The organism is Natrinema sp. DC36, assembly GCF_020405225.1.
In the GTDB taxonomy this organism is placed as follows: Archaea; Halobacteriota; Halobacteria; order Halobacteriales; family Natrialbaceae; genus Natrinema.
This window is the reverse complement of the sequence record NZ_CP084472.1, coordinates 2,910,517-2,925,282: the sequence shown is the minus strand read 5'-3', so window position 1 is coordinate 2,925,282 and position 14,766 is coordinate 2,910,517. Positions and strand designations below refer to the sequence as shown.

Annotated in this window: 13 protein-coding genes; 2 read left to right on the top strand and 11 right to left on the bottom strand. The window is 59.9% G+C overall.

The annotated features are described in order from the left end of the window. Genes LDH74_RS15095 through ahaH form a run of 7 tightly spaced genes read right to left on the bottom strand, consistent with a single transcriptional unit; the run spans position 1 to position 6,590 of the window. Positions 1 to 1,764: an ATP synthase subunit A gene (locus tag LDH74_RS15095; protein WP_226039535.1), complete on the bottom strand. Its 1,764-nt coding sequence runs from the start codon at positions 1,762 to 1,764 to the stop codon at positions 1 to 3. 3 nt (positions 1,765 to 1,767) lie between these two features. Continuing rightward, entirely contained in the window at positions 1,768 to 2,100 is a 333-nt protein-coding gene (locus LDH74_RS15090; protein ID WP_226039534.1) for a V-type ATP synthase subunit F, read from the bottom strand. Then, positions 2,097 to 3,149, bottom strand: a complete 1,053-nt coding sequence (locus LDH74_RS15085) for a V-type ATP synthase subunit C (RefSeq protein ID WP_226039533.1) — start codon at positions 3,147 to 3,149, stop codon at positions 2,097 to 2,099. Before LDH74_RS15085 ends, LDH74_RS15090 begins: the two co-directional genes overlap by 4 nt. Next, the gene (locus tag LDH74_RS15080) at positions 3,146 to 3,727 is read right to left on the bottom strand and encodes a V-type ATP synthase subunit E (RefSeq protein ID WP_226039532.1); all 582 of its coding nucleotides are present in this window, start codon (positions 3,725 to 3,727) and stop codon (positions 3,146 to 3,148) included. Before LDH74_RS15080 ends, LDH74_RS15085 begins: the two co-directional genes overlap by 4 nt. 22 nt (positions 3,728 to 3,749) lie before the next feature. Further along, entirely contained in the window at positions 3,750 to 4,007 is a 258-nt protein-coding gene (locus LDH74_RS15075; protein ID WP_226039531.1) for a hypothetical protein, read from the bottom strand. Positions 4,008 to 4,030: 23 nt separating this feature from the next. Next, the gene (locus tag LDH74_RS15070) at positions 4,031 to 6,271 is read right to left on the bottom strand and encodes a V-type ATP synthase subunit I (protein WP_226039530.1); all 2,241 of its coding nucleotides are present in this window, start codon (positions 6,269 to 6,271) and stop codon (positions 4,031 to 4,033) included. Continuing rightward, positions 6,258 to 6,590, bottom strand: a complete 333-nt coding sequence (gene ahaH / locus LDH74_RS15065; RefSeq protein ID WP_226039529.1) for an ATP synthase archaeal subunit H — start codon at positions 6,588 to 6,590, stop codon at positions 6,258 to 6,260. Before ahaH ends, LDH74_RS15070 begins: the two co-directional genes overlap by 14 nt. Positions 6,591 to 6,747: 157 nt before the next feature. On the opposite strand from ahaH, the gene LDH74_RS15060 reads away from it, so the two are divergent. Next, the gene (locus tag LDH74_RS15060; protein WP_226039528.1) at positions 6,748 to 7,371 is read left to right on the top strand and encodes a methyltransferase domain-containing protein; all 624 of its coding nucleotides are present in this window, start codon (positions 6,748 to 6,750) and stop codon (positions 7,369 to 7,371) included. Between the two features lie 23 nt (positions 7,372 to 7,394). Here the strand turns inward: LDH74_RS15060 and LDH74_RS15055 are convergent, their stop codons facing one another. Both LDH74_RS15055 and LDH74_RS15050 read right to left on the bottom strand, forming a co-directional pair. Next, complete coding sequence (locus tag LDH74_RS15055; RefSeq protein ID WP_226039527.1) at positions 7,395 to 7,892, bottom strand: type IV pilin; 498 nt, start codon at positions 7,890 to 7,892, stop codon at positions 7,395 to 7,397. A gap of 106 nt (positions 7,893 to 7,998) precedes the next feature. After that, positions 7,999 to 9,210, bottom strand: coding sequence for a hypothetical protein (locus tag LDH74_RS15050; protein ID WP_226039526.1), 1,212 nt, complete (start codon positions 9,208 to 9,210; stop codon positions 7,999 to 8,001). A gap of 217 nt (positions 9,211 to 9,427) precedes the next feature. On the opposite strand from LDH74_RS15050, the gene LDH74_RS15045 reads away from it, so the two are divergent. Then, positions 9,428 to 10,723: a hypothetical protein gene (locus LDH74_RS15045; RefSeq protein ID WP_226039525.1), complete on the top strand. Its 1,296-nt coding sequence runs from the start codon at positions 9,428 to 9,430 to the stop codon at positions 10,721 to 10,723. Positions 10,724 to 11,425: 702 nt separating this feature from the next. Here LDH74_RS15045 and LDH74_RS15040 read toward each other — a convergent pair. Then, on the bottom strand, positions 11,426 to 11,812 hold the full coding sequence (locus LDH74_RS15040) for a hypothetical protein (RefSeq protein ID WP_226039524.1): 387 nt from the start codon (positions 11,810 to 11,812) through the stop codon (positions 11,426 to 11,428). Between the two features lie 138 nt (positions 11,813 to 11,950). Continuing rightward, positions 11,951 to 14,374, bottom strand: coding sequence for a BGTF surface domain-containing protein (locus tag LDH74_RS15035; RefSeq protein WP_226039523.1), 2,424 nt, complete (start codon positions 14,372 to 14,374; stop codon positions 11,951 to 11,953). Between the last annotated feature and the right edge of the window lie 392 nt (positions 14,375 to 14,766).

Below are 14,766 nucleotides of genomic sequence, written 5' to 3'. Positions count from 1 at the left end.
TTAATACAGTGCGCGCAGTTGGTCTGCGAGGTCGCTCTCGATGTCGTCGATGAACTCGTTCCACTCCTCGGCCGTGCCCATCCGGTTGAGCTGCGGCGCGGCGTCGACGTCTTGAATCTCTTCGACCGGGACGCCCGCTTCGAGCGCGTCGAAGGCCTCGTCGTTGAACGTCTTGATCGCCTCGAGCATCCGGTAGGTCTTCTCGGGTTCGCAGTAGGTGTCGACGTCGTGGAGCGCGTTCTGCTGGAGCCAGGCCTCACGGATGTAGCGTGCGACCTCCATCGTGAGCTGCTGGTCCTCCGGCAGCGCGTCCTTGCCGACGAGCTGGACGATCTCCTGCAGTTCGTCCTCCTCGTCTAACACGTCGACCGCCCACTGGCGGGTGTCCGACCAGTCGCCGGCGACGTTGCTCTCCCACCACGGGTCGAGCTGGTCCTTGTACAGCGAGTAGGACTCGTTCCAGTTGATCGAGGGGAAGTGCCGACGCTCCGCGAGGTCGGCGTCCAGCGCCCAGAACGTCTTGACGATACGCAGCGTGTTCTGGGTGACCGGCTCGGAGAAGTCACCGCCCGGCGGCGAGACTGCGCCGACGACCGAAATCGACCCTTCGCCGCCGTTCATCAGCTGGAACTTGCCGGCGCGCTCGTAGAACTCCGAGAGCGCAGCGGCCAGATAGGCGGGATACCCCTCTTCGCCGGGCATCTCCTCGAGCCGGCTCGAGATCTCCCGCATGGCCTCGGCCCACCGCGAGGTGGAGTCGGCCATCAGCGCGACGTCGTAGCCCATGTCGCGGTAGTACTCCGCGATCGTGATTCCCGTGTAGATACAGGACTCGCGGGCCGCGACGGGCATGTTCGACGTGTTTGCGATGAGGCAGGTCCGGGCCATCAGCGGGTTCCCGGTCTGGGGGTCCGGCAGTTCCGGGAAGTCCTCGATGACCTCGGTCATCTCGTTGCCGCGCTCGCCACAGCCGATGTAGACGACGATGTCCGCGTCGGACCACTTGGCGAGTTGCTGCTGGGTGACGGTCTTCCCGGAGCCAAAGGGCCCCGGAATGGCGGCCGTTCCGCCCTTCGCGAGCGGGAAGAGGCCGTCCTGAACGCGCTGGCCAGTCACCAGCGGTTCGGTCGGCGTCTCCTTGTCACCAGCGGGCCGGGCCTCGCGGACCGGCCACTCCTGGTGCATCTGGATCTCCTCGCCGTTGTCGAGTTCGACGACGGTCTCCTCGACGTTGAATTCGCCGTCACCGACGGTGGTCACTTCGCCGCCCTCGTAGTCCGGGGGCACCATGACCTTGTGGTCGATCGTGACGGTCTCTTCGACGACTCCGACGACATCGCCGGGTTCGACGGTATCGCCCGTTTCGACCTCGGGGGTGAACTCCCACTGCTTCTCGAGGTCGATCCCCGGGGCGTCGACCCCGCGGTCCAAAAAGGCCGTCCCCATCTTCTCCTCGAGGACGTCGAGCGGCCGCTGGACGCCGTCGTAGATGGAGTCCAGCATGCCGGGTCCGAGGTCGACGCTCAGGGGTTCGCCCGTGTTCTGGACGGGTTCGCCCGGGCCGACGCCGGAGGTTTCCTCGTACACCTGAATGGTGGTCAGGTTCCCTTCGATCTCGATGACCTCGCCCATCAGTCCTTCGTCGCCGACGTAGACGACGTCGTTCATCCGGGCGTCGAGGTCCGTGGCGGTCACGACGGGACCGCTCACGCTTTCGATTACACCGTCTTCGTCGACGGATTCGATATCTTCTGCCTGGCTCATAGTTTAGCTGTCTTCGTCCTCGTCCATCAGGTCGATCCCGATCGCGCGTTTGATCTGGTCGCGCAGTCCGCCGCCACCCGTGCCGCTGCCGATGGTGACGACGACCGGCTCGACGCTCGTTTCGACCTCCTGGCGAACGTTTCGCGACAGGTGATCGAGATCCTCGTCGTGCATGACGACGATCCCGACGCCCTCGTCCTCGAGGGCCGTCGTCGCCGCGTCGTCTAACCGTTCGTCTTTCTCGTCGTCCGGGACGTTCTCGAATCGGCGGACGCCCGCGAGGCGAAAGCCGGTCGTGAACTCCGGACTGCCGACGACTGCGATTTCCTGGCTCATAGGATCACCAGCTCCTCTTCGATCTCGTTCTCTGCGAGCCCGACCTCGCGACCGCGCGCGATAGCGCGGATGTTCTCGACCTCGCGTTCCTTCGCGAGGATGTACGACAACACGGCCGAGACCGAGGCCGGGTAGATGCTCGAGAGCGTGTCGGCGTACTCGAGCAACGCGGCGTCTAGTGCGTGCTCGAACTGGATAAGGCTGTCAGCATCGCGCAGCCGACCCAGCGCGCTCGAGAGTCGGTCGCCGTACCGCCTGCTATCGGCGATGTGGTCGACGAGCGCGTCGTAGTCGCCGACGAGTCGGTTGAGATCCGACGCGTCGAAGAGGACGCCGCCGTCGATGTAGTAGGTCGCGGGATCGAGATCGGCACCGCTGCGAGCGAGTCGCAGGGCGTTCCGGGCGTTCCGGAAGTCGATCTCGGCCTCGAGGAACTCGACGTACTTCGCTTCCGGTCCCTCCTGGGGTCGGCCGAGGTCCGCGAGCAGATTCTCGTAGAACTCCCGGTCGAGCGCGTTCTCGAGGGGAACGAGCGCGCCGGTTTCCTCGAACTCCTCGTAGGCGACCGTCAGCGGCTCGTAGTAGTTCGTTCCGTACAGCACTTCGATCGCGTCCTCGATCTCGTCGGCCTCGAGTAGCCGGTCGATCGTCCGGTCGTCGAGTTCGCCGGCGCGGATGAGGTCCGTCTGGATGTCCTCGGGATCGGTGTCGGTGTAGATTCCGCGGACGATCGTTTTCAGGTTCCAGACGTCGAACTTCCGCAGGTAGCGGGCGATCAGATCGTAGAGTCGCCCGTTCGACCAGTCCAACAGGTCGTCGAAGTGCTTCGCGAGGTTGCGGTTCAGCGCGTATTCGATCAGGTCGACGCCCGAAAACCGCGTGCCGAGCTCGTTGATCTCGCGTTCGTACTCCGTTTCCTCCATGAACCGCGCGATCTCGCTCGGCCCCATCCGGATCAGCTTGCGGTAGTCTTCGTCCGAGAACAGCGAGGCTCGGCGCGACCGCACGCGAGCGTTCACGTATTCCGGATTCGAGGCACCCGTGCTCATTGCTCGAAGAGTCGGTTGCTGATCGCCTGAAGGTTGTCTTCCCAGACGTCCTCGAGGACCGAGTCGAACGTGTTGTTGACTCGGACGCGGGACTGGTCGCTCTCGACGACGACGCCGCCGAGGCAGTCGACCTCGCCGGCGTACTCGTAGCCGTCGTAGTCCGTGAGGATCGACTCGAGCAGCTCCTGATCGTCGCTGCGACCGGAGACGTTGACGTCGTCGCCCTCGTCGAACTCGACGCTCGCTGCCTCGAGCAGATCTCGTGTGAGCTCCTCGCGGGTGTCGCCCTCGAGAGATGCGAGTTCGTCCTCGACCGCCTCGCGGACTTCGCCGAGCACGTCGCGACGGGCCTCCAGGCGCTTCTGTTTCGCCTCCAGCTTCGCGCTGGAGAGGCGCTGTTCGCGGAGTTGGTCGATTTCGCGTTCGACCTCCTGTTCCGCGTCGGCGAGGATCTCCTCGGCGTCGGATTCGGCCGCCGATTCGATCTCCTCGGCGCGCGTTTCGCCCTCCGCGCGGATGTCCTCCGCACGCGCGTTGGCCTCTTCTCGAATGTCTTTGACGACTGTGTCCAAACTCATTGGTGAGAGAAGGGGGGTGTGGTTATCCGACGATGAAGACGACGACCAGGGCGAGGATCACGAGCGTCTCCGGGAGGACGGTCATGATCAGGCCCGGGACGAACATGTCGTCGTCCTCGGCGATCGCACCGACGGCTGCCGCGCCGATACCGCGCTCGGCGTATCCCGCTGCGAGTGCAGCGAGACCGACGGCGATTGCCGCGGCACCTGCGTCGTTGAGTGTGGGCGCTGCTTCGACTGTTCCGCCGTTCTGAAGTGCAAGGTCTGCGAATTCAATCATTGTGTTAATTATTAGTCCTCAGTCTAGTTTCGATCGGTTCCGAACGGTTCGTAGTTCTCCCCACCGCCTTCATAAAACTTGTTAAAGAATTCGACGTACTCGAGGCGCACAGCCTGTAAGCCGGCGCTTGTCACGCCAAGCACTAACACGACGATGTGTCCGAGCACGAGAATAACAAGTCCACCGAGCAGGGCTGCGGTACCCGAGTGCATGAGGCCGCCGAAGACGACGTCGGCACCCTCGCCGTAGTGTTCCGCGACGTAGCTCGGTTCGTGATTTCGAAGGAAGTGGAACTCGCCGTCTGGGTCCTCGTAGGCGCCGAAGAACAGCAGGTTGACCACGAACGCCATGCCGGCCTTCGCGAGCAACACTGCGCCCATCCGGGTGTACGAGAAGACGTTGACGACGACGTCGAGCGATTCGACGAGTTCGACGGGTTCGCTGACGCCGAGCATGACGAACCCGATCAGGAAGACCAGCAGCGGTGCCGTAAGCGGGAACCCGCCCAGAAGCGGGATCGCTTCGGGGAACGTGAATAGCGACCACATCGGGAACCCGGTGAACCCGATCGGGAACGGTCCGTCGCTAGCAAACGTCGTGAACAGGAAGTCGGGCTTCGATCCCTCCGCCTGCGCCGAGAAGATCCAGATCCAGATCCCGTTGATCATCAGGATCCACGAGCCGCTGTGGAAGAGGGCGTCTTTGACCCCATGGCTGAGATTCTCGTAGAAGTCCAGGATGTATCCGATGTTGAGGTGGACGATCCCGGCCAGCACGCTAACGACCATCCAGCCCAGGGCGAAGTCGGCGGCCGCCGGCTCGAGCCCCTTGTTGAGCGGCAAGAGTTCGACGTTCAGCAGGTCGTGCCAAACGACCTCTCCGAGGATGTGGAGGCCGAATATCTCGCCGTACACGAATCCGAAGAGGATCGTGAACAGGCCCGCCCAGATCGCAACGCCGCCGAGACTGGTGACGCCTTTGCTGTCGAACTGCGTGGCCATGTAGGCCCCGATGGCCACGTACATGATCCCGTAGCCGACGTCGCCGATCATGAACCCGAAGAACAGCGGGAACGTCAGGAACAGGAAGATCGTCGGATCCAGCTCGCTGTACTTCGGTCGGTTGACCGCCTGTACCAGCAGTTCGAACGGCTTGGCCGGTCCGGGATTGTCCTGGATCGTCGGCGGCTCGTCACCCATCGTGACTGCCGAACCGCCGTCCGTGACGGCCTTCTGTCGCTGGTCGTCCGCCTCGGCAGCGCTGTCGTCTTCCTCGTCGGCCCCGGCGGGCGTTCCCTTCTGAACGTCTTCCGTGTGGGAGTGTGCGCCGTGGCGGTCGTAATCCGCCCGCTCGAGTTCTTCGATCTCGACGCTGTCGCCGACGGCGTCGTTCAGCGCGGCGACGAGTCGGTCGTACTCGTCGGTCGGAATCCAGCCCTCCGCGACGAACGCGCGTTCGGTCGTCGCGAACTGTAGCGGCGCTTCCGCCTGCTGGACCTCGATCGTTAGTTCCTCTTCGACCCGCAGGAGGAACTCGGCTTCCTCGTCTTTGATCTCCGCGAGTTCCGCGTCGATCTCGTCGAGCCGCGACTCGAGGTCCCGCTTCCGACTCTCGAGTTCGTCGACGTAGTCCTCGGGACTCTGCTCGGTGTCGGGCACCTCGTAGCGGGTGAACTCGACGCCGACCAGCGCGTCGTCGATGGGGTTCTCGTCGGCGTCCTCGGTGGGCGCGGCGACGACCGCCACGATATCGCCACCGGTGAACGTCTCGAACGCCCGAATGTCGTCGGACGCGGCGACGGCCGCCTCGACTTCCTCGAGGGGGCCCTCACCGACGAGGACATCGACCGTCTCGTACCCCGACAGCAGGTCGAGGTCGATTCCGAGCTCCGCGAACGGAGCGATGCGGTCGATCTTCTCGTTGATCTGGCGGAGCTCGTCGGTGATCTCTCCGCGCCGATCGTCGAGTTCGTTGACCCGCGTGCGGACCGACTCGAGCCGGTCTTCCCAGCCCTCGTCGATGCTTCCCGATTCGGCCTCGTCGGCCGACAGCTCGAGGGTGCTCTCGAGCGCTCGGACGGTCACCAGCTTCTCGGAGGCTCGATCGGCACCCGCCATCGGGTTACCGTTGTCGAACCCCTCCCAGGAGCCGTCGTAGTCCGAGAGATGCACCAGACTCAGCTCGTGAACCGTCTCGATGACCGCGGGCATGACGCCCCGCGAACCGGTCACCGAGACCTTGCTCATTCGCTCAGGTCTGAGCATGGACGTCCTCCTGGAACAGGTCGACGACGTGATCGGTCACGTCATCGACCCGATCCCGGGCGCGCTCGGCGAGCGCTTCACGCTTCTGTTCGCCGTCTTCGAGGACCCGCTCGCACTCCGCATCGATCTCCTCGCGAGCGTCCTCCAGGCGGCGCTCCTTCAACTCTTGGGCCTCCTGTTCCGCTTCCGTGCGAATCTCCTCGGCACGTTCCCGGGCCTTGGCTATTCGCTCGTCGCGGTCGTTTTCTGCCTGTGCGACGATCTCGTCGGCCTCCGCTTCCGCCGACTTAATTCGTTCGAGAACCTGTGGCCTCGGCATACTCTAAGCAATCGGACGTTTGCCAGAGCGCGTATATGGTAGTTGCGAAACTGCCTCAGCTCGAACCGGCCTTAATAGGGCAGTAATATCGACTTTCACCGCGTTCGGAGCGCGAATAACAGCAGACATATAGCGATCGGACCGAAACTCGTCACAAATGGGACTTCTCGAGAACAAGGCCCGCGCCCGACTGTTCTACAAGTACCTCTCGCGGGTCTACGATCGGGTGAACCCCTTCATCTGGAACGCGGAGATGCGCAGCGAGGCCCTGTCGCTGCTCGAGTTCGAGGACGACATGACCGTCCTCGACGTCGGCTGCGGCACCGGCTTCGCGACCGAGGGCCTGCTCGAGCACGTCGACGAGGTCTACGCGCTCGACCAGAGCGAACACCAGCTCGCACAGGCCTACGAGAAGTTCGGCACTCGCGCGCCGCCGGTGCACTTCCACCGCGGCGACGCCGAGCGGCTGCCGTTCGCGACCGATACGTTCGACGTCGTCTGGTCTTCCGGTTCGATCGAGTACTGGCCGAACCCGATCCTCGCCCTGCGGGAGTTCCGTCGCGTCCTCAAACCCGGCGGACAGGTGCTCGTCGTCGGGCCGAACTATCCCGATAACATCGTCAGTCAGCTGCTGGCCGACTCGATCATGCTCTTCTACGACGAGTACGAAGCCGATCGCATGTTCAAAACCGCCGGCTTCGAGGACGTGAAACACGCGTTCATGGGACCGTCGTACGATCCCGACGTCGCGATTACGACGATCGGTCGCGCACCGGAGTGATCAAGCGGGTATCGCAGCCCTCGTCAAGTCGCCGTCGTCTCGAGGCTAGCCACCCGTCGACCGTCGACGGTGAGCGTGACGGTGACCGAATCGCCCGTCGCGAGCGTCGGGCTGTTGTTGGCGATCGTTACGCCGGCCAGCTCCCCCGCCGTCCACGTCGAATCGCTTTTCGCGTTGAACGGGCCGTCGGGCGCGCCGTCGAATCCCTTCGCACCCACGAACGGAATCGGCGGCTGTGCGTCCAATTCCGTGCCGTCGACTGCGATCGTCACCGATAGCGCCTCGACGTCGATCGCATCGCCGGCTACGTGCTCGACCGTGATCGATGAGTCGTTTCCGTCGGCCTCGAGTTCGAAGCTCGCGGTCGGTCCGGGCGACTCGAGCGACCACGCACCGACGCCGGCCGCGACGACGGCCGCGAGACAGACGGTGAGTACGACTAACGCGAGGACGCCGACGACTGGACTTACGGCGCGTATGCTGCGTCTTTCCCGGCCATACCGGAGCGGCCCCACGTGCATAGCCGCCTTGGTTGCTCCTCCCTATATGAACGCAAGCATCGACTACTACTATCTTGTTCGTCGGCCGGATTGCAACTTCTTTCGGGAATAGTGCGTCTACACTCTTTCAACGAGTGATTCTTCCGGTGACGGTCCCGTTCTCTGTTTTCGCTGTGAGTTCATGTGTGCCGACTGGCGAAATCACCCATAATTTCCCATCGTCGCCAGTTTCGCCTATCTCGACGCCATCAACCGTAATAGTCGAGTTCATTGGCTCGCTAGCTGCTGTATCGGTCACTGTCACCTCGATCGGCCCACCCATCGACGTCCTGTTTACCGACATAGTAACCCCGCTACTCAGCCAGCTTTCCCCCTCTGTGGATGGCATCAACGATGCGTCAAGTTCCTGTATCTCGCGATAGACATCACCGGTCCCGCTGTCGAAGTAAAACTCGAGGCGGCCCTGTTCGTGAGACATCTCAGTCCAGTAGTGATCCGGACTGTTATCCTGGAAATACGGTCGGTCTCCCGCCCACGGATAGAGCCCCCTCGCGTGATCGTATGCTTCGCCATCGCCGAACTGATCCGGCGCTGTTTGGTCACGGTTGTCGAACCGTGTCGTTTCAACGATGTATTGCGTTCCGTCCATTATTTCGATCTGGTACCCAGTCTGCGAAGTGGAGACGACCACGTCACGAGGGGTACTACTGACTGGGGTCATCGACAGCTGCTCGAGGTTCGCCCGGAGAGGTGTCTGATGATAGTCCAGCTTCTTGTGGTTGGAACGCGTTTGACGTAGCGAATAGCTCGGTACTTGGGATGCTCGTTCTTTGAGATCGTCGAGGCTGTCCGACAGTATCGCTGCCTCGTTGTGATTTCGGAGGAGGGCCTGGAGCAGTTCTCTCGACGAGCGCTCACTCGCTTCGTGTCTTTCTACTGCTTCGCGCTCTCGTCGCTCGAGTTCGTCTTCGCGTTGCTGAATCCGCTTGTACGCCCGATTGATCATCGCGATTCGTTCTTCTCTCGACGCTGTGGCGAACTTCCTGTCGACAATTGTGTACTGGTCGTGGTCGATTCGGAGTTCATCGTCAGCAATCGCAAAAACCATCCCGATATTCGGCGTATACTCGGTATATCCGCTGCTCACGTCGCCATCGAGTTGGAGTCGGTTCGTCGAGTTCTCGACTTCAACCGGCGCTGTTTGCAGGAACTGCTTCCCTTGGAGGGCCGTCTCGGATTGCCCGCTGGTCTCCACGCTAGGAGTCGCCCCGACAGTAGCCATCATAGGCAACGAGAGGACGAGGAGAAACGCGAGGAAGACAGGTGTCGCGTTGTTCATCGCGGTTCCATATGAACTCCTGATACAAAAAGAAGGTGTTTATCGACCACAGCAAAAATACGGCTTATTTACGATGGTCTCCTGTGGTCGGTAACAATACATTTTTCGATGGAAAGGGTTTTTTCCCCCCGGAAACCACCCGTTGGTACGCATGCGGATTACCACTGCCACCGTAATTACCCTCGCAGTCCTCCTCGCTACGTCGAGCTTGGGGGCAGTGGCCGCGACACCGTCGGCTACCACACCGACGACTGTCGAACGGTCCTCGTCAGCATCGCCCTCCCTCTCCCCAGCCGTCGAACAGTCACGTTCCATCTCGTCTCAAGAGACTGTTGAACCACCGGAACGGCCTGATCCCTGGCAGAAAATTCGGATCCAAATTGCTGATGACGGGAACGCAGTGTGGACGATTGAGAGTCGATTTCTCATACGGAACGATACCGAAGCAGAAATTTTCAATGAATACGCCAATACAGTCGTTTCGGGTGATCAAGTTGACCTATATAATTCACATACATTTCAGGAGTTCGCAAATCTCGCAGCCGAATCGACCGGTCGCGAGATGTCGATCGAGACTGTGAATTGGGACGACCCTCGGATTATACGTCCTGAGACCGATGTAGAGTCACAACCCTCGAACGGTGACGATGTGCGGATTGGAGTTATCTCCTACTCGTTCGTCTGGACGAACTTTGCGGTGGTCGACGGTGATCGCCTTCATGTCGGTGATGCTCTCTGGTCACCTGACCGTTCCCTCTTACCGATATTGAGCGATGGACAGCGACTTGTCATCAAACCGCCGGAGAACTACGGATTCGTCGATACACCAACGAGCACGGAAAATGGTGCGCTCATCTGGGATGGTCCCCATCAGTTCGACCAAGACGGTCTCGAGATTACGATCCTCCAGGGTGCCAGTAGTGATCCCGATGGACCTGACAGTCCCAGCGGATCTGGTCCTCCGTTGCTGTCGACTGCAGGGTGGGTGATTGTCGCGTTTCTCGTACTTATCTTCGGTGCCGGCGGCTATCTAATTGCGCGCAAATACGGTTACGATCCGATCACACAGGACCGAATCTCCTCGTTCTCGATCACCGCATTATTCGGACGTGCCGAACAATCCGACAGCCGCAAAAGCGACCAGAGTAATTCTCGAGACGCGACACGTGGCGTGGACGGTGGCCCTGCGGCGATCGCCCAATCCGGATCGTCATCCACGGTCGACGATCAGACGCCCGAGTCAGGTGCTGGGACCAGTCTCACATTTAAAGAAACGCACGACAATGCGATTGATCCAGAGCTGTTGAGCGACGAGGAACGCGTCCTACGCCTGATCGATCAAAACGGCGGCCGGATGAAGCAGGCCACCATCGTCTCGGAGACCGGCTGGTCGAACGCCAAGGTGTCGCAGTTGCTCTCGAAGATGGACGACGACGACGAGATCGAGAAGCTTCGTATCGGCCGTGAGAACCTCATCACGCTGCCTGGTGTCGATCCGACCGGGACTAACTGACTTGACGACTGTCATCACGCCTTTTCTCCCTCAGGGCTAGCAATCATCTCGGCTTCGCGAGCGAGTTTTCGGTGGCGCTCGAGATCACGTTGACCTGACGGTCGCAGACGCCCGCGACGGTGCCTGGAGATTTTGTCGGCCAAGAACTTGCGCGCAGGGCGCACAGATTATGGTCATCGAGCGTCCGGGGTGCGTCGTAACGCTCGCAACCGGGGGCTTCCGACCAATGATCATAGCCAAACCTCCTCAGGATCGAACTCCGAGATCAAATCATGTCCTGACGTGAAGTCATATATTGTTACACCCGGTTTCGCACCCACCCGTGAGCAACAGATCTCCTGCCAAGGGCTGGGTCTCAAACGCTGGGCTTTGGCCGGCGTTTCCATACTGCACGCGGTTTCTGTTACTGTCCTCCTACTACAGGAGAAGAGTCAGTGATCATGTTTTTTTTGATCGCCATCTCTCCACCATGTGAAACCGGATCACATGCGAACCCATCGGCAACACGGTAATACTCGAGGACGTAGCGAACATCTCCTTCCACGGTATCATATTCTTCGAGATCAGTCGTCGTGATCACCTCACCGAAGCCATCGTATAGCTTTCCTAGCGACGTCCTATCGATGCGTACGGAAGGTGTTTCGCCGACTGAGTACCGACGCATCGGATGGGCGTCGAAGTGTTCTCGACTGATCACCCACGTCACGTTCTCGTTTGGTCGTACCTCTTGAAACACTGAGTCGTATTTCTCCAGCTCACGTTTTCCGAGTGTATATGTATGTGTGTGTGTGTGTGCAGGATCCAGTCATATACCTCGCGTTCGACGCCACGCTGGATGACATTTTTCTTCGAGAAATCGATCCCCTCGAGTTGTGATCGGTTCGTTTTGACGAACACGTCCGCTGCTTGGCGCTCATCGCCCTCGAGGTAGTAGACTGTCGCAAATCGGCCTGAACCGCCTTTGTTCGTCAGATCAGTCGACTGTGTGACTTTGATCTGGCGGAGATCTGCTCGTTCGTCGTAGGTCAACCCTCCAACGTTGATTTTCGTTTGAGGGCACTCGGCAAGCTGGTCATAGAGCGAGGTCACGATAGAACGGGCTTGGAGTTTTGCGAACGTATGTACTCCGACTCCGCTGTCGGTATCGGGTGCTGTCGCTGGTGGATGTAACGTCCGATAAAAGAAACCGCGGAAATTAGGGCCGGCGGAAGCCGGTAGTTTGACAGCTTAGTTCTGACGTCGGAGGGCCAGCATGGCCGCGCCGAGGAGTGCGACGAGAGCGACGCCGACACCGAAGCCGGGCGTACCATCGTCACTGTCGTCTCCATCGGAGCCGGAGTCGTCGGAGTCGTCGGAGTCGTCCGAGTCGTCGGAGTCGTCCGAGTCGTCAGAGTCGTCCGAGTCGTCGGAGTCGTCCGAGTCGTCCGAGTCGTCCGAGTCGTCCGAGTCGTCCGAGTCGTTGACAGTCAGCGTACCGGAGTCACTGGCGTCGTCGCCAGCGTGGGTCTCCCAGCTGATGTCGCCTGCGGAGCTGGTGTTGAAGTCGTAGCTGGCGTCGTACGTGCCGCCGGCTTCGACTTCGATTTCCTCGCTCGTGACGGTCTCGCCATCGATGTCGATGTGGAAGTCGACAGTGCCTGCGGCGTCGCCGTCGTTGGTAACGGTCACGTCGAGCGTGGCGTCTTCACCAACCTGAACCTCAGAGGGTGCGTCACCCTCAACGGAGATGTCAGGCTGGGAAGCAGCGACCAGTTCGACATCCTTGAGGACTGCTTCAGCGTCACTCTGGGTGTCTGTGGCCGTAAGGTCGAACAGGACACCAGTGGTTTCTTGGCTAAGGTCGAATTCAGCGGCGAATTCGTTGTTACCGTCCTCGCCAGCGGTGACAACTGCGTCACTCAGCTGAACGAAGCCACCCTCATCATCGTCCGAGTCGGCTTCGGCGCTGAATTCCGTACCGGGTGCGACCGTGGTCGTACCGGTTGCGGTCGCGTCCTCAGTAGCTGAGAGCGAGCTGATGTCGTCCCAGTTGATTTCGCGGTCGACAACTTCGAGTTCGAACTCCTCGGTAACATCGTCAGCGTCGTCATCCATGTAGGAGTTTTCGGACGCGTTGATCGTGACCGTGAAGTCGTAGGTCTGGCCAGCCGTGAGCGCACTCTCATCAAGCGTGAAGATCAGATCGCCATTGTAGTTCTCCAGATCTCCAGTGTTGATCAGTTCAGCACCAAGCTGACTGTGATTCAGGGTATCGCCCTCGTCGATCGGGCCAGTCTGCTGCTCTTCGGCTTCGATCGTGATCCCTTCCTCCGTAGCAAGAGAATCACCGAGTGCTTCGACAGCACCCTCTGCGCCGAAGTCTTCAACGGTTACGATGATGCCGTCATCTTCAGCGACGGTGTTGGTCTCGGTAATGGTCGATTCGTTGTAACTCTCGTAGTCGCTAAGATCAGCGTCAGCCGGTGCAGTTGCAGTGGTTACACCACTAATTTCACCACGTTCGCTGATGACGAGGCGGCCACGGTCGTGTTCGGTGGAGATACTGTAGGCACCGTCCAGTTGGTCACCGAGGGTCAGATCCCAGGTGTACGCTGGGAGCGGTGCATTCTCGAGTGTTTCATTCGTATGGTTCCCGGTGACAGTCGCATCAGTCTCACCAGCCACGCTCCATGCGTTAGAGACATTGTGGGTGTTGTATTCGAGGGTGACCTCGTCACCTTCGACACCACTCACGACAGCACTCGTTGCGAAGGAAGTGTCGTCGCTATCGAGGACGACAGCGGCAGTACTGCTCTGTCCAGTGCTGATCGTAATTTCTGCGATACCACCTTCTTCGGCCGAGCTGACATCAACGAAGTCGTACTCAACCTGTCCATCAGTCACTTGGAGAGTTACCGTATCCGAAGCACTCGAGTCGGTGACATCGAATTCAAATTCGTACTCTCCGGCGTCGAGTTCGGCGTTCGAGACGTTAGCCTCGAAAGTGAGTTCGTCACTAACGCCCGTGAGGTTGAGTGAGACAACGTCTGCATCCGAGGCGGATCGGACCTCTTCAATGTTGGCGTGGCTATCGTCGAACAGATTATTAAGCTCATCCGAGCTGACGCCATCAGCAGATACGTTCACCCACTGATCTTCACGTGCGGTCTCGAGTGTGACATCTACCTGACTGCTGTCAGGGACTGTGTCACTGCTGAAGCTGGCACTGAAGTCCTCTGAGGCAACGCGGAACACGTGCTCGTCCCAGTCACTTGCATTATCGCCTGGACCACCGATCAGGTTAACGTGGTAGAATCCACTGTCGTAGTCACTCGAATCGAAGCTGATGGTGTCACCGTCTTCGATCGAACCGCTTGCGACAGCATCACTGGAAGACGAGTCCTCAGGTTCACCGCCTGCGCGGATTTCGAAACCTGCGTATCCGCTCAGGTTGTCGTCCTGAAGTGTGACTTCCTGTCCGATCCAGACCGGGCCTAGATCAGTTACTTCGTCACCGCCGTCAAGGTCATACGATACTCCATCTGCTTCCGGATTGTTTGCCGCTGCCGCACCGCCCGCAAACGCTGCGGACATGGCGACAACAGAAAGGACCATAAGCGCGGCCAGGACCACTGCACGGCCCTTGTCGCGGTATGTCGTTTCGCTTGTCATTTATTGTGTTATTATCGTGTTTCGGTTAGTTAACGCACTATTCACCGGGGGCGAGCACAGCATACAAACCGCCCCGGCGGCGGTCTGCGCTGCCAATTACTCGGCCTCCGGGTAGGGGTATCTACTGTCTTTCCAATGTCGTGTAATAAGCTTTCTTGTTAACAATCACCCTCAGTGACATCTATATAATACTCTCTTACTATATCTTTCGAGAGGAAATACTCCTATAACATATAATTATGGATGGGTGGGATAGTTCCGTCGTATATAAGTAGGATAGATAGAGATATCCAATGCGGGTGATAGGCAGCTCGCCTATTGTCACAAATTCTGTGATGTGTGGGTTCCGAACATGCCGGGGAAAGATCACAGGTAGGGACCGATCTTATTCT

Coding starts and splice junctions, on each gene's coding strand:
- LDH74_RS15085 (WP_226039533.1), bottom strand. CDS start 3,149: ATGAGCACGGGTGCCTCGAATCCGGAATACGTGAACGCTCGCGTGCGG.
- ahaH (WP_226039529.1), bottom strand. CDS start 6,590: ATGCCGAGGCCACAGGTTCTCGAACGAATTAAGTCGGCGGAAGCGGAG.
- LDH74_RS15050 (WP_226039526.1), bottom strand. CDS start 9,210: ATGAACAACGCGACACCTGTCTTCCTCGCGTTTCTCCTCGTCCTCTCG.
- LDH74_RS15070 (WP_226039530.1), bottom strand. CDS start 6,271: ATGCTCAGACCTGAGCGAATGAGCAAGGTCTCGGTGACCGGTTCGCGG.
- LDH74_RS15080 (WP_226039532.1), bottom strand. CDS start 3,727: ATGAGTTTGGACACAGTCGTCAAAGACATTCGAGAAGAGGCCAACGCG.
- LDH74_RS15075 (WP_226039531.1), bottom strand. CDS start 4,007: ATGATTGAATTCGCAGACCTTGCACTTCAGAACGGCGGAACAGTCGAA.
- LDH74_RS15035 (WP_226039523.1), bottom strand. CDS start 14,374: ATGACAAGCGAAACGACATACCGCGACAAGGGCCGTGCAGTGGTCCTG.
- LDH74_RS15060 (WP_226039528.1), top strand. CDS start 6,748: ATGGGACTTCTCGAGAACAAGGCCCGCGCCCGACTGTTCTACAAGTAC.
- LDH74_RS15090 (WP_226039534.1), bottom strand. CDS start 2,100: ATGAGCCAGGAAATCGCAGTCGTCGGCAGTCCGGAGTTCACGACCGGC.
- LDH74_RS15095 (WP_226039535.1), bottom strand. CDS start 1,764: ATGAGCCAGGCAGAAGATATCGAATCCGTCGACGAAGACGGTGTAATC.
- LDH74_RS15055 (WP_226039527.1), bottom strand. CDS start 7,892: ATGCACGTGGGGCCGCTCCGGTATGGCCGGGAAAGACGCAGCATACGC.